This is a genomic window from Prevotella sp. E9-3 (assembly GCF_022024015.1).
In the GTDB taxonomy this organism is placed as follows: domain Bacteria; phylum Bacteroidota; class Bacteroidia; order Bacteroidales; family Bacteroidaceae; genus Prevotella.
Genome location: NZ_CP091786.1, coordinates 3,218,719 through 3,233,574 on the forward strand (window position 1 = coordinate 3,218,719; position 14,856 = coordinate 3,233,574).

Annotated in this window: 10 protein-coding genes; 5 read left to right on the forward strand and 5 right to left on the reverse strand. The window is 46.0% G+C overall.

All coding sequences use genetic code 11. The annotated features are described in order from the left end of the window. Window positions 1-38 precede the first annotated feature (38 nt). Together L6475_RS12530 and L6475_RS12535 are read right to left on the reverse strand one after the other, a co-directional pair. Window positions 39-1,040: a hypothetical protein gene (locus L6475_RS12530; RefSeq protein WP_237820530.1), complete on the reverse strand. Its 1,002-nt coding sequence runs from the start codon at window positions 1,038-1,040 to the stop codon at window positions 39-41. A 392-nt stretch (window positions 1,041-1,432) separates the two neighbouring features. After that, window positions 1,433-2,293 (reverse strand): hypothetical protein, encoded by an 861-nt coding sequence (locus L6475_RS12535; RefSeq protein ID WP_237820532.1) that lies wholly within the window; start codon window positions 2,291-2,293, stop codon window positions 1,433-1,435. 359 nt (window positions 2,294-2,652) lie between these two features. Here L6475_RS12535 and L6475_RS12540 point away from each other — a divergent pair, with 359 nt between their 5' ends. Further along, window positions 2,653-3,042: a DNA-binding domain-containing protein gene (locus tag L6475_RS12540; RefSeq protein WP_237820534.1), complete on the forward strand. Its 390-nt coding sequence runs from the start codon at window positions 2,653-2,655 to the stop codon at window positions 3,040-3,042. Between the two features lie 13 nt (window positions 3,043-3,055). Here L6475_RS12540 and L6475_RS12545 read toward each other — a convergent pair whose 3' ends face one another. Together L6475_RS12545 and L6475_RS12550 are read right to left on the reverse strand one after the other, a co-directional pair. Beyond that, entirely contained in the window at window positions 3,056-4,684 is a 1,629-nt protein-coding gene (locus L6475_RS12545) for an alpha-L-fucosidase (protein WP_237820535.1), read from the reverse strand. Between the two features lie 76 nt (window positions 4,685-4,760). Next, the gene (locus tag L6475_RS12550) at window positions 4,761-5,642 is read right to left on the reverse strand and encodes an AraC family transcriptional regulator (protein ID WP_237820537.1); all 882 of its coding nucleotides are present in this window, start codon (window positions 5,640-5,642) and stop codon (window positions 4,761-4,763) included. A 185-nt stretch (window positions 5,643-5,827) separates the two neighbouring features. On the opposite strand from L6475_RS12550, the gene L6475_RS12555 reads away from it, so the two are divergent. Next, window positions 5,828-7,312, forward strand: a complete 1,485-nt coding sequence (locus L6475_RS12555; RefSeq protein WP_237820539.1) for a cache domain-containing protein — start codon at window positions 5,828-5,830, stop codon at window positions 7,310-7,312. A gap of 21 nt (window positions 7,313-7,333) precedes the next feature. Continuing rightward, on the forward strand, window positions 7,334-9,244 hold the full coding sequence (locus L6475_RS12560) for an ATP-binding protein (protein WP_237820541.1): 1,911 nt from the start codon (window positions 7,334-7,336) through the stop codon (window positions 9,242-9,244). A 32-nt stretch (window positions 9,245-9,276) separates the two neighbouring features. Here L6475_RS12560 and L6475_RS12565 read toward each other — a convergent pair whose 3' ends face one another. Beyond that, window positions 9,277-10,179, reverse strand: coding sequence for an AraC family transcriptional regulator (locus L6475_RS12565; protein ID WP_237820543.1), 903 nt, complete (start codon window positions 10,177-10,179; stop codon window positions 9,277-9,279). Window positions 10,180-10,285: 106 nt separating this feature from the next. On the opposite strand from L6475_RS12565, the gene L6475_RS12570 reads away from it, so the two are divergent. Together L6475_RS12570 and L6475_RS12575 are read left to right on the forward strand one after the other, a co-directional pair. Beyond that, the gene (locus tag L6475_RS12570; protein WP_237820545.1) at window positions 10,286-11,635 is read left to right on the forward strand and encodes a sugar porter family MFS transporter; all 1,350 of its coding nucleotides are present in this window, start codon (window positions 10,286-10,288) and stop codon (window positions 11,633-11,635) included. A 9-nt stretch (window positions 11,636-11,644) separates the two neighbouring features. Beyond that, window positions 11,645-14,854 carry a DUF5107 domain-containing protein gene (locus L6475_RS12575; protein WP_237820547.1) on the forward strand — a complete coding sequence of 1,070 codons (3,210 nt, stop codon included), beginning with the start codon at window positions 11,645-11,647 and terminating at the stop codon, window positions 14,852-14,854. Window positions 14,855-14,856 lie beyond the last annotated feature (2 nt).

Consider the following 14,856-nt stretch of genomic DNA (forward strand, 5'->3'; position numbering starts at 1 on the left):
TGATTGACAACTATGCACAATGAACTCTTAACTATGAGTTATTCCGCTCCGTTCACGGTGATATCTACACTCAGTTTGCCGTCGGCTGTAGATTTAGCAGCAACATTGCATTTCGTAATCTGTGGGTTGGTAGGCGTGCTGTCGAAAGGCATGTTGCCGCCGTAGACACCTACCTGTGTGCCGTCAATGCCCAAGAGAGTGGTCTTGGCATCATCGGTCAGTTCAAAGAGCTCGCTGTCGTTATAGGAACTTCCCGTCAAAGTCTTAAAAACGTCGGTATAGCTCTTAATGGCGTTGCTCTGATTGGGCATATTCTTAAAAATGTTATTATTGCCAATTCCTATACAATTGTAGGCAACACATGAAGATCGGATATTATCATAAGTAGCATTTGATCCTATCAACACACAATTTTTAAATGAAGAAGAAGATATAGCATCTAGATAACCTCCTTTTATCACGCAGTTCTGAAACTCGTAGTTACTATTATAACTATCATTAGAACAAGGCTTCCACACCATACAGTTCACGCAGCTGGCGGTAGAGTTATTAAAGAGAAACAACTCTTCCGCTACTCTGCAATGGATAAAGGTGGCATTTTTCAGAGTACCGTTGTTGGAGTAATAAATCTTTTTGAACCTGTCCTTTATAAAAGTCGCATTCTTTAGATTACCTTTGTAGTAGAGTATGTGATTATGGTAGATACCCTCAATGGTGAGACGTTCGGTGATGTCATCGGCAATATTGATAGTGAAATCACCTGTAATGACGGTCGGTTCTATCTGCAGTTTAGTATTGATTTCACTGCCTGCACCACGTAGGGTGATGGCTTTGGTAATATCTACAGATACGAACGAACCACTTGATAGCGTGATAATGTCACCATGTGCTGCTGCGTTGTGGGCATCGCGCAAGGCGGTGGCACCATAGAAAGTAGAAATCTCGCCATCGTGGCTAAGTGTTGCAAGCATACTGCTTTGTGCAAACGTGGCCGTAGCGGCTATCATAGCGGCTACGATTGAAAGGAATAACTTTTTCATAATCTACATTTTTATTTGGTTAGTAACTAGTTTTTAATTCTCTCTCGTAAAACCCTGCACTAAACTAATGGGCATAAGAAAAGCGCAGGCTTTCACCATACGCTCCTCAGGTTTGCGACAACCTACTAGTACTATGGAGAGCCTGCGCTGTAAAGCACAAGTCTCATTGTACTAGTTATTGCTCTTTTCACTTTTCCGAGGTCGCAATTCGAGGAGCGATTGAGCAAATAAAAATGTATGTGCATTAATATGCACGTGGCAAAGATAAAACAAAAAATCCGAACCGCCAAGCGATTCGGAGAAAAAAACGAGACCAGCATCAACACTGACCTCGTTTCCTATTATATATAATAATGTATAGGGGAATACTAAGAATAACTACCCTTTCGCAACTATTCTTCCAACATCCTGTCCAGTTCAGCCATCTTTTTAATGTCTGCCGGAGTCAGCGGATGATAGACAGAATAATTGTTTTCATCTTGAGGTATTTCTCCCAGATAAAGTTGGTTGTCCTTGATGGTCCACCAGCGAAGAGTTGTATTCTTATAGTCCTTTTCGTTGTGAATCTCCAGCACCTTTCCACTATATTTCTCAGTCTGAAAGTCACCGCAATGGCGCGAAGTGGTGGTACACGTACATTCTTCGCCATGCACTGTATAGAGCTTTGTGTTTATTTTTCCATCCTCGGTAAACTCCATTAACATATAAGTATAGAGTCCGTTGTTATCATGCGCACTAAACCACTTACCTACATAGTCGTCACTCCATATTGTGCGATCAATGTCCTTCAGCAGTTCCAGGTCGGCCGTTGTAGGACGGTGCAGAGCAAATACCTGAGCGCCTTCGCCGTTGGTGACAAGGAGAGAGTCTGCAGTCAGTTCATAGAAATTGGTCTCTACCCCACTATCATAATTCAGGCTGAGAATACCATCCACCTCATCAACGCTATATGACAGGTGACGGCGCATACGCTCACTATAATTGTCAATTTCTTGTGGGAAGATTTTGTATGAACGCATCGTCATCACGCCGTTCTCAGTGAACGAGATGAGCGAATATCTGATTTCACACTCATCCTCATTATGAATCTCTACCGCTGAAAACCAGTCACCATACAGTGTAGGCTCAACCACGGGGGCTTCAGTGGTGCCACCACTATTAGTTGTGTCGTCATCACCACAAGAGGTAAATGATGTCACTGTGAGGCCACATGTCAGGAGGGCGATTATAATCCATGAAAAATTCTTTTCCATTGTTTTTAGTCAGACTGAAATTATTAACAGTAGTTTGCCAATCACGTTTTTCTACAGAAATTACTTCTGCGGTATAGATGGTTTTTAAAATTCGTTTGCAAATATAAGTATTATTTTGTAAAGAACAAAATATTTAGCCTAAAATTTTAAAAAACAAAAACAAATCGTGAAAAGCTTGTCTATTAGACAGCAATTTAATAACTTTGCAGGTGTAAAGAAATAAGGGCTGTAAGCAATTATAGCTATAATTTGGAGAATTATAGCTAAAATTCAAAAAATTATAGCTATAATTTCAAATAGCTTGAGAGCAAGAAGAGTGCAAGAGCATTCATTTTATATAATTATTTTTATTTAAAACCATGATTAAATACACACTATTCAAACAAAACAGGAATTTTTTGCCCTCAGCAGGGCAGTATGTAGCACGTGCCGTACACACGCAAGTGGTGGATACGGAAGAGATTGCCGGTATGATTCAAGAGAACTGTACGCTAAAGCGTTCGGATGTTCTTGCGGTACTCAGTGAACTGGAAGACGTAATGGTGCGGCTTTTGCAGCGGGGCGACATTGTGAAACTGAACCATCTGGGCCGACTGAAACTTGAAATTGAGGGGAGTCCGGTGGCCAATGTCGAGGAATTCAATCCGAACAAGCACATCCGCGGCGTTCGCTTGCACCTTATTCCAGAAAGCAAAAACGGATGCCAACGTCTGTACGATGGCATCCGCTTCGAGGAGTGGCAACCATAAGTTGCCCTCCGTCTTACTGTCTTTTCTCTGCTTCAGCAAAGGTAATGACAAATACTGGAGCAATCTTGTTCACCGGTTGGGATGGCAATGACACCTGCAGTCCGTCGAGGGTTTGCTTGTAAGCCACATCGCCATAGCCAAGGAGTTTCACATTCTTCACCTTTCCACTATAATACTTGGAGGTGAAGCTCAACGCCTTGAAAGTGAAGGTCGCGGTCTGGGGCCAGCGCATCACCGATGCAAACAGCGAATCGTTGCGCTGAACATAGCGTACATCGAGAGCCGAATAGTTGTTCTTCTCGTTGAAACCTTGTGCAGTCATCGGGTTAGCTGCCTCAGCCAAAGGACCTTCACCAAAGGTTTTCCAAGGTCGCGTACCGTAGATACTTACTGAGTTCTGGTCCATCCATTCCTTTATTTCAGCAAGAATGGCACGCTCTTTATCATCGATGGTACCGTTGGCTTTCACGGGAATACTGAGCAGCAGATTGCCATTTTTCGACACCACATCGAGTAGCATGTCGATCACCTGCTGGGCACTCTTATACCTGTTCTTTGCGTAAACATCCTGATTATAGTGCCACTCGCCTATACAGGTACAGGTTTGCCAATACTGCTCTTGAATTTTGTCGGGTGTGCCACGCTCCACATCCCAAAGCATGGCCTTTTTATGCTCAGACTTCAGAATCTTTCCCATCGGTACCACAGGCGCCGAACCATCTGACTGCGCATTCTTGTTGTAGTAATGCTGAAGGATGTTCAGCCCCACCTGATCGTCACATCCGTAGAAAGGAAGCACCGTATCGTCGAAATAGAGCATCTGCGGATGATAGTCGTTGATACATTGAAGAACACGGTTCTGAAACTTTTTCTTATAGGCCTCTGAAGGCTGTGAAGCGCCATTGTTCCAGTCCCACTGGTTGTGAATGGTCCCGCTATGCTCCCAGCCCTTACTGGGAGTATGGCACTGGGCATAGAGTTCCTGCGGGTCGTACCCTTCCCACCATTGTCCTTTTCCATCCTCCTTGGTCAGGTTGCCATCGTATTTCTGCGCCCCTTCCAGCCATGTCCACGTATGACTGCCATGCATGGAGATGCCCAATGGCAGTCCATACTTAGCACAAGCAGCCGCCCATTCGCCCACGATATCGCGCTTAGGCCCCATATTCACCGAATTCCACTCCTGATAGGGTGAGTTCCAGAGGTCGAAATTGTCATGATGCTGCCCCAGGGTGAAGAAATAGCGGGCACCCACACTTTTGTAGAGTGCTACCAGTTCGTCGGGATTCCACTGCTCGGCCTTCCAGTCGCGAATCAGTTCCTTCAGTCCATAGTCTTTCGGATTGCCGTAGTGTTCCAAGTGATATTTGTACTGGCGAGTACCTTCATAGTACATCGAACGGCCATACCAGTCGCCTGCCTCGGCCTGACATTGTGGTCCCCAATGGGCCCAGATGCCGAACTTGGCATCCTTGAACCATTCCGGACATTCCCATGCTGACAGACTTTCCCAGTTGGCATCATACTTGCCTTGAGCTATTTCCACATTGGCTACTGGTTTCTGTGCCATTAAACACAAACACGGCATGGCCATCAGCGTGGTGACAGCCAATACTCTGCTTACTATGAATGAAGATTTCATGATTCGTATTCTTGTTATTGTCATAATATGATGCAAAAATATGTACAAAATCAGCGACAGAAACCGATTTTCTCGACTATTGATTGGACAATATCGACAACCCGTTCCCTTGACGGTACATTTGGGGCGATTGTCCGACGTATTTTCGGAAGATGCGGTTGAAATAGGAAGTGTCCTCATACCCCACCTCACTGGCCAGCAATTTCACCGACATGGAAGTGGTGACCAACAGCAGTTCGGCCTTTTCCATACGGCGTATGGCAATATAGGTGACGGGGGTCTGTCCGGTGAACTGCTTGAACATACGGATATAATGATCCTTCGACATGCAGGCTATCGAGGAAAGTGTTCCGATAGGCAGTGGCTCGTCAAGATGCTGACGAATATAGCGAATAGTTTTCTGGATGCGCGTATCACCCACCTCGGCACGCAACTTGGAGTGTGCCAGGAATCTAGACAGCAACACGTAAAGGATGCCACGCGACTCCAGTTTGTCGCTGAAAGAACGATTCTGGTTCATTCGGATGTTGTTCATCAGCATCAGATGATTATCGTACACATCGGGGTTTGACTGAGGGAGTTTCAGGAACGGATTCAGTTCGCACAACCGGACCATCATGAGCAAATCGTTGGTAACGGCATCTACCTCGAAAGGAATGTCCCAATTATCATACAGACTGTTTTTTCCATCTGCTTCATAAATGTGCACATAATAATGAGCAAAAGGACCGGTACACACATAACTATGCATAGTGAACGGAGGAATGAGATACATGTGATTGGGCGTCAGGCTATAAGTACCTGAAGGCAGAATCACCTGAGCTTCTCCTTCTGTGACGTAATAGAGACGAGCGAAAGGACTGCGCACATTTTTCCAGTTCCAATCGGCATTGTGACGGGCGAAGCCCACATTCAAAGTTAGCACACTTAGCTGAGCTAACGGCATGTTGTTTTCCATTATACTTACTTTTAGGTTTATAGCAATTACTTATAAAAGTTTATAGTTATTGTCACCACAAAAGTAAGAAATAGATTTTAAATGCCAAACAAATTCAGTCATTTCTAACAATTCTTAGCACAATATCGACAATTCCTCTTAGTTATTACAATAATATAAAAATAATTCATATCTTTGCATAGAAAATGTACAATTTAATAAGAAATAGCATACACAGGCCCCTTTCCTTCCGCATCAGCCTGTTAGTGGTCTCGTCCGTGGCAATACTCCTGCTCACGGCTTTGTTTCTTGTGCTCGGCTATTCTTACAAAGTTGTAAAGAAAGAGGCTGAACTGAATGCCAACGAAACACTTGACTACACCATTCAGCGTATTGACAACGTGCTACTGAGTGTAGAGCAATCGTCTGGAAACCTATATTGGGACATCGTGGTAGATTTGGATTATCCCCAAAAGTTGCATACCTATGCCCGGAAACTGGTAGAGACAAATCCATACGTCATAGGATGTGCCATCGCCATGAAGCCTTACTACTACAAGGACAATGTACGACTGTTCATGGCCTACTACTACAAGAAGACTAACAAAGACGGAGGAAAAGACATTGTACGGTCGGCCACCTTTGCCGATAGCGACTACGACACACAGGAGTGGTACCTGAAGCCCATGCAGACAGGCACGCCCTGCTGGATAGACCCCATCAAGACAGCCAGCAAGGAAAACGAAGCCATCACCACCTTCAGTCTCCCGCTATACGACAAGGACAGAAAAGTGGTTGGCGTGCTGGGAGTAGATGTATCGACAGTACTTCTTTCAAACATTATCCATGATGCAAAGCCCACTCCAAATTCCTATGCAGTGCTGACAGACAAAGACGGATTGTTCCTTATTTATCCTGACAGTTCATGGCTGTTCCATCAGGACCGATACGAAGAACGATTCATGAATGCGGACGCCACTGTCAAGGAAACAGCAATGGACATGAGGGCAGGCAAAACGGGCTATCGCCTTATTCACACCAGCAAAGGCGACTGCTATGTGTTCTACAAGCCTTTCACCCGATCGGAAGCTTTCTGGCGCGTTCGCCAGGACCTTAATTGGAGCGCTGCAGTCGTATTCCCCGAGGATGATATCGTGGGCGACATCAACCACCTGCGCAATGTGGTCATCCTCATCGCCATCATCGGACTGCTGCTATTGTTCATCCTATGCAGAATCATTCTGCGTCGCCTGTTGTCGCCACTACGCATACTGACCCGTTCGGCTACACGCATAGCAAGAGGACAATACAACGAGACAATCCCAGAAAATGCCCATAGCGACGAGGTTGGCACGTTGCAAAAGAACTTCCGCAGGATGCAGTTGTCACTATCGGAACAGATTAGCAAACTGAACAACGTGACGGCTACCCTACAAGAAAAAGGTAAAGGTTTGGAGGAGACCTACGAAAAGGCAAAGGAGGCAGAAAACATGAAGACTGCCGTATTGCACAATATGACCAATAAAATGTTGGAGCCGGTCAACACTATCAGTTCCGACGTAGAAGCGCTGCGCACCCGTTACCAGACGATGAGCGATGAGGAAGCGGCAAAGTATGACAAGAATATTCAGAAGCAGAGCAAGGTAATCACAAAACTGCTCGACGAACTGCTGAAGGCTTCGCAAGTATAAAAAAGAGATGGAAAGAACGGTATGAGAGCACTCATTAACCATATTCGCCAATCGCTATCACTGAAACTTAGTTTTAGTGTGATACTGATGACTGTCCCCATCTTTATCATTGTATTGGGCATACTGTTCGAGCAATCACGCAACACTATCAAACAAGAAGCTATCAAGCGGGCCAGCAGCGCACTGAACAAGACAACAATGCGTGCGGCCAGAGAATTGAGTATTGTTGAAGATGCCATCAACACCAACGCCTGGCTGGTAGTTAACAATTTCCAACCCGACTCACTGTTAACCTTCTCACGCCTGATTGTGCAGATGAATATCAACGTGAACGGGTGTTCCATCACTACCGAACCAGGTATATTCCCCCAATACGGTCGTCATTTCTCAGCCTATTCAGTGAGAAGCGGCGACAGCATTATTACTGTCAAAGAGGGAGATTATGAGTATTTCGAAAAAACATGGTACAAAGAGCCGGTGCAACAGGGTGTTGCCTGCTGGGTGGATCCTTTCGACGACTATAATGAGGGCACGCTGTCGTCCACAGAACTGATTGCTTCATACAGTAAGCCTCTGTTCAACAAAAAAGGGCGACTCTTGGGTGTATTGAGCGGCGACTACTCGCTGCCTAAACTGGCAAAAATAATAACAGCCAACAAGCCCTATCCGAATGCCTATTTCGTGATGCTGGGCAGGGAAGGCCATTACTTTATTCATCCTGATTCGACCCGACTAAAGAATCAGACAATCTTTAGTCTGACAAACGCAAATGAGCATCCCGACATCATCGCCCTGGGACATGAGATGATAACAGGAGCGCAAGGAGCTATGCCAGTAGTGGTGGATGGCAAAGCATGCATGGCATGCTATCGTCCCATACCAGGAACTTCATGGAGCCTCGCTCTGATATGCCCCAATAGCGATATATTCAGCGATTATAACCGTCTGAGCTATATCGTCATACCACTCATCTTCATCGGACTGATTGTTATTTTCCTGATCTGCTATCAGATTGTTGCTACATCAGTACGCCCCCTCAACCAACTTCTGGAGCAGTCGCAACAGATAGCCAAAGGCGATTTCAGCACACAAATAAAACCCAGTACACGCAGAGATGCCATAGGCCGACTGCAGAATAGTTTTGTGTTGATGCAGAAATCGATCAACAAGCACTTGGAGAGCATACAACAAGTGAATAATGAGGCCGAGAAACGCAATATGGAACTTCAGCAGGCCAAGAAAGCAGCTATTGAAGCTACCAAACAGAAAACGCTGTTCATTCAGAACATGACCCATCAGATTCGCACCCCGCTGAACATCATCATGGGCTTTGCGCAGGTACTACGCGACAATCTGAAACTAATCAGCGAAAAAGAGAAAGATAACATCATCGGAACGATGAACCACAATGCGAGGAAGTTGAACCGCATGGTGCTGATGCTATACGACAGTTCTGATACTGGACTGTCGGAAGAGTTGGCTTGCAACCTCGATGATGTGGTGGAGTTCAATGACATGGCACGGGAATGTATTGTACTCACAAAAGAACACTTCCCCGATATGCCCATTAAGTTCGCCACTACCCTCCCTGACGACTTTACCATACACAGCAACAAACTGTACCTGATGCGTAGTATTCGCGAACTGCTCTACAATACCGCCAAATTCTCGGACAAGGAGAATGTCAAATTAAGCATTTCGAAAACTGAGACAACCGTATGCTTCATTGTTGAAGATACAGGACCTGGTATTAACGAAGATGTTCAGGAACAGATTTTCGAACCGTTCACAAAATTGGACTCACTGTCGGAAGGTCTCGGTCTGGGATTGCCTTTGTCAAAGCATCACGCCCTCACCTTGGGAGGTGACCTCAAACTTGACAAAGACTATCGCAAGGGATGCCGGTTTATCTTCGAACTTCCCATCAGATAGTTTATCACCTTTCCTGCTGAAGAGACTACTTCCTACGAAACAGTATCCTTAAACCGGTTTCTGTACTCACTGGGAGGAATACCTGTGGTTTTGGTGAACAAACGGGTAAAATAATAACAGTCATTAATACCTACCTTAAAGCAAAGCTGATTAATCTTTATATCAGTGGTGCGCAGCATTTCACATGCCTTTTCCATTTTCAGGTTATTGAAATAGGCCAATGGACTCACCCCAGTCTTTTTTCGGAAGAGAATAGAGAAATGCGATGGCGAGTAGCCCACATAGTCAGCAATCTTATTCAAGGTAAGGCGATGCTCTATATTCTCCTCCATAAAATGAATGCTTGCGGCAACGATATCGAATTCTGCGCCGGGTGTCTCTTCAGGCTCGGCATCACGGTACTGCTGAAGATAACGGATGGAAGCCAGATAATAATGAAGCAATGAAGACACATAGCGCAGCGATTCACGACTGAACCCACGTTGGAGGGTCTGGAAAATCTGCTCGAAAATATTATTGCGGTCACTGATGCGCGAATGAATACCCGGACGCACATCCTGTGCCTGCAAGGCTCCCTGCGCATAAATCTCGGCATGACTGCCCATAAAATGAACCCAATAAATAGTCCATGGACACTGTTCGCTGGAGCCATAGGCATGAGGAACATTGGCAGGAAGAATAAAATACTGATTGGCCTCAACCTTATACTCACGCTCTCCTACCTGATACCAGCCGGCACCTTCCACACAATAGATAAGCACATACTGACTGATACCTTCAGTACGCTGACGATAATGATGTTCAGCATTCGGATAATAGCCGATGTCTGTCACATAGAGACTTGACACCAATGGATCGTTTTGCTCAGCCTCAATTACCATCTGGGGTAACACAATGGAACGTTCCCCACGAAATCCATCCTTTTGGTTCTTCATACTAACTTAAAAACGAAAGATTATCCATCTTATTGTATCATATTATTTATTTCTGATTCTAAAGTATTATAGTATCTTTGCAGCCGAAAACCTAATAGAATCGAGTATGCAACCTAATAATCGTTTTGTCTATTTCATTTGCATGGTTTCGGCCATGGGCGGATTGCTCTTTGGCTATGACTGGGTAGTCATAGGAGGTGCGAAACCTTTTTACGAACTTTTTTTCGGTATCAGCGAATCGCCCGTACTTCAAGGCGTGGCTATGTCAACAGCCTTGGTAGGATGTTTGGTAGGTGCTATGATTGCCGGAGCTGCTGCCGACCGCTATGGACGCAAGCCACTACTCACTGTTTCAGCCATTCTATTCACTGTTTCTGCTATAGGAACAGGCTATTTTGACGACTTCACCTTATTTAATATAGCACGCTTCATCGGAGGCGTAGGTATCGGTGTGGCTTCAGCGCTATCGCCAATGTACATAGCCGAGGTAAGTCCCGCCCATATTCGTGGAACGATGGTGAGCTTGAACCAAATGACCATCGTGATAGGCATTCTTGCAGCTCAGATTGTGAATATGCTATTGGCTCGTGACACCAGTGTTGCAGCATCACAGATGTGGAACATCACATTAGGCTGGCGATGGATGTTCTGGGCCGAAACCGTACCGGCAGCCCTGTTCCTGGCAATGAGTTTCTTCATCCCTGAAAGTCCGGTGTATCTCAAGATGAGAAATGAGAGATTAAGAATGAAAGATATGATCAGTTCTGCTGACGACTCTTCATTGGAAGAGACTCATCATACCTCTCAACTCTCACCTCGCAGTTCCCACCTCACCACCCTTCTCTCACCGACATACCGCAGTGTTCTTCTGCTTGGACTGGTGATTGCCGTGTTTCAACAGTGGTGCGGAACAAACGTCATATTCAACTATGCACAGGAGATATTCGTAGGGGCTGGTTTCGATGTTGACGGCATGTTCATCAACATCGTCATCACAGGTATAGCCAATGTTGTATTTACCTTCGTAGCCCTCTATACCATAGAGAAATGGGGACGCCGCACTTTGATGCTCATAGGAGCCGGCGGACTGGGAATCATTTATTTCATCTTGGGCAGCTGCTATTTCCTTGAGCTCAAAGGCGTACTGATGGTGGCATTAGTAGTCACCGCCATCTCTATCTACGCCATGACATTGGGTCCTGTGACCTGGACCTTATTGGCCGAGATATTCCCCAACCGTATTCGAGGAATAGCGATGGCTACCTGTACCTTTGCATTATGGGTAGGATGTTGTACACTGACATTCTCGTTCCCCTCTATGAACGCCGTATTGGGCAGCAGCGGCACATTCTGGGTTTATAGCACAATCTGCGCCTGCGCCTTCTTGTTCCTGTGGCATCGCTGTCCTGAGACGAAAGGAAAGAGTTTAGAAGAATTAGAAAAAGAATTAGCATAAGAGAAAACAATGGTTAAAGCTTGGAGAGAAATTGTGACCATTCCAACGTATGAGATTGGAAAGACAGAGAAAAACCCCATCTTCTTGGAAAAACGCGTTTATCAGGGTTCAAGCGGTGTGGTATATCCTTACCCCGTTATTGAGAGTATCAGCAACGAGAAGGTTGACAAAGAATGGAAAGCCGTATTCCTGGAGAATGAATATATTAAGGTAATGGTACTGCCCGAACTGGGCGGTCGAATCCAGATGGCTTACGACAAGATAAAACAACGCCACTTCGTTTACTATAATCACGTGATAAAGCCTGCACTCGTAGGCCTCACCGGACCGTGGATCAGTGGCGGTATTGAATTCAACTGGCCTCAGCATCACCGTCCGTCAACCTATCTGCCAGTGGACTGTGACATTGAAGAGAACGAGGACGGATCGGTAACGGTATGGGTGAACGAGATGGAGCGTATGTTCCATCAGAAAGGAATGGCAGGATTTACACTGCGCCCTGGATGTGCCTATCTGGAAATAAAAGGTCGTGTATATAACCGTACATCACTGCCTCAAACGTTTCTATGGTGGGCCAACCCTGCAGTGGAAGTGAACGACGAGTACCAATCTGTGTTCCCACCTGATGTAAATGCAGTGTTTGACCATGGTAAACGTGCCGTTTCCTCATTCCCTATTGCAACGGGCACTTACTACAAGATGGACTATTCAGCCGGTGTGGACATATCAAACTATAAGAACATCAAGGTGCCCACCAGTTATATGGCCGTGAATTCAAAATACGATTTTGAAGGCGGCTATGAGAACGACACGCATGGCGGTATGCTTCACGTAGCCAGTCACCATTTCTCACCGGGAAAGAAACAGTGGACATGGGGCAATGGCGACTTTGGACGCGCTTGGGACAGGAACCTCACAGACGAGGTAATCTCACCTCTCACCTCTCAACTAAAGCCCGGCTTCCGCCCTTATATCGAACTGATGGCCGGTGTTTATACAGAAAACCAGCCAGACTTTACATGGCTGATGCCATACGAGGAGAAACAGTTCACGCAGTATTTCATGCCCTATCGTGAACTGGGACTTGTGAAACAGGCTTCGAAAGACTTTATCGTTAATCTCACACCGACTGAGGAGGATGAGATTACTATCAAGGTACTGGCCACCTCAAAGCAAGAAGTCTGTATTATTCTTAGAAATGACAATGGCGAGATCTATTATAAGAAGGAACATACTCTTTCACCAGAGGGAGTCTTGACGGAAAATGTAAAGGTAAAAGAGGCCAAGCTCAACGAGTTGGACTTTGAAATCATCAAGACCTTTGCCTATGGTCAGCGCACCGTTCTGGAATGGCATGCAGAGCCCGACGAGATTCGTCCTATCCCTGATGCTGCAGAGGCCGCCTTACCACCAACAGACACAAAAACCGTTGATCAACTATACCTGACAGGGTTGCATCTGGAACAGTATCGCCATGCCACATGGTCGGCCCTCGACTACTACGAGGAAGCCTTACGCCGTGATCCAAAGGACGTTCGCTGTCTGAACCAGATTGGACTATGGTTCCTGCGCCGAGGTCGTTTTGCTAAGGCAGAAGAATACCTGCGCAAAGCAGTGAAAGTTTGGATGAAACGCAATCCAAATCCTTACGATGGCGAACCACTCTTCAATCTGGCGCTGACGCTAAAGTTCGAAGGCCGGCTGCATGAGGCATACGAACTGTTCTGGAAAGCAACTTGGAACAAAGCATGGGCAGACGCCGGATATTTCGAAGCAGCCTGCATCAGCACTGCCGAAGGACGATACGAGGATGCACTTGACGAAGTGGAGCGCTCGCTTATCAGTAATAGTCACAACCATAAAGCACGTGCGCTGAAAGCCACTATCCTTAGAATACTCGGAAAAGAGAAAGAGGCATTGTCATGGATTCAGGAATCACTGAAAATAGACCGTTTCAACTACGGATGCCGCTACGAGCAGTACCTGATAACAAAAGAGCAAGAGGTATTCAACGAACTGAAAAGCCTGCTACACCAGTCAGACCAGAACTATGACGAGTTGGCACTCGACTACACTCAAGCCGGTTTGAGCAAGGAGGCTGCTGATATATGGGCTATAGCAGAAAAAGAACAGGCTACCACTCCAATGACCTATTACTATACAGGACGTTACACCCAAGCGGAACAACAACCCTCCGACTACTGTTTCCCCAACCGACTGGAAGCTGTGATTGCCCTCGAAACTGCTAAGGAGAAGAATCCCAACGGAGCACGTGCCCCCTACTATCTGGGATGTCTGTTCTACGACAAGCGACAATACGACTTAGCCATCGAGAACTGGGAGCTTTCTGCAAAACTTGACCCAAGCTATCCTACTGTATGGCGCAATCTGGCCCTGGCCCGTTTCAACAAGCAGGGACGTGAAGCAGAGGCGGTAGAATACATGGAGCGTGCCTTCCAACTGAACCAGAAGGACAGCCGTATTCTCATGGAACTTGACCAACTCTACAAGCGTATTCAGAAACCATTCGCCGAACGACTGGCATTCCTACAGAAATATGCTGGGCTGGTGGCACAACGCGACGACTTGATACTTGAGGAGATTACGCTGCTGAATCAGTTAGGCAGATACGAGGAGGCCAAAGAGAAGCTCGATGCTCATCAGTTCCATCCATGGGAGGGTGGCGAAGGAAAGGTTCCTGCACAGTATCAATTATGCCGTGTGGAACTGGCCAAACAGGCTATGGCCAACCAGCAAACAGACAAAGCCATTCAATTGCTGAACGAATGCCTGATCTATCCTCATCATTTAGGAGAAGGCAAACTATATGGTGCTCAGGAACAGGATTTCTATTACTACCTGGGATGTGCCTACGACCAACAGGGCAACAAAGAAAAGGCCATCAGCTGTTGGGAAGAGGCCGCAAAGGGCAATCTGGAGCCTGCAGCTGCAATGTACTACAACGATGCCAAGCCCGAGAAGATATACTATCAGGGATTGGCTCTGAAGAAACTGGGACGCACAGATCAGGCCAACGGAAAGTTCTGGAAACTGGTGAACTACGGTAAACAGCACTTGTTTGAACACCAGACTATGGACTATTTTGCCGTTTCACTGCCCGACCTGCTAATCTGGGAAGACTCGCTTGACCGAAAGAACGAGATTCACTGCAAGTACATGCTCGAACTGGGTTATAAAGGACTGAAAGGTGAAGAATAAAC

Coding starts and splice junctions, on each gene's coding strand:
- L6475_RS12530 (WP_237820530.1), bottom strand. CDS start 1,040: ATGAAAAAGTTATTCCTTTCAATCGTAGCCGCTATGATAGCCGCTACG.
- L6475_RS12535 (WP_237820532.1), bottom strand. CDS start 2,293: ATGGAAAAGAATTTTTCATGGATTATAATCGCCCTCCTGACATGTGGC.
- L6475_RS12540 (WP_237820534.1), top strand. CDS start 2,653: ATGATTAAATACACACTATTCAAACAAAACAGGAATTTTTTGCCCTCA.
- L6475_RS12545 (WP_237820535.1), bottom strand. CDS start 4,684: ATGAAATCTTCATTCATAGTAAGCAGAGTATTGGCTGTCACCACGCTG.
- L6475_RS12550 (WP_237820537.1), bottom strand. CDS start 5,642: ATGGAAAACAACATGCCGTTAGCTCAGCTAAGTGTGCTAACTTTGAAT.
- L6475_RS12555 (WP_237820539.1), top strand. CDS start 5,828: ATGTACAATTTAATAAGAAATAGCATACACAGGCCCCTTTCCTTCCGC.
- L6475_RS12560 (WP_237820541.1), top strand. CDS start 7,334: ATGAGAGCACTCATTAACCATATTCGCCAATCGCTATCACTGAAACTT.
- L6475_RS12565 (WP_237820543.1), bottom strand. CDS start 10,179: ATGAAGAACCAAAAGGATGGATTTCGTGGGGAACGTTCCATTGTGTTA.
- L6475_RS12570 (WP_237820545.1), top strand. CDS start 10,286: ATGCAACCTAATAATCGTTTTGTCTATTTCATTTGCATGGTTTCGGCC.
- L6475_RS12575 (WP_237820547.1), top strand. CDS start 11,645: ATGGTTAAAGCTTGGAGAGAAATTGTGACCATTCCAACGTATGAGATT.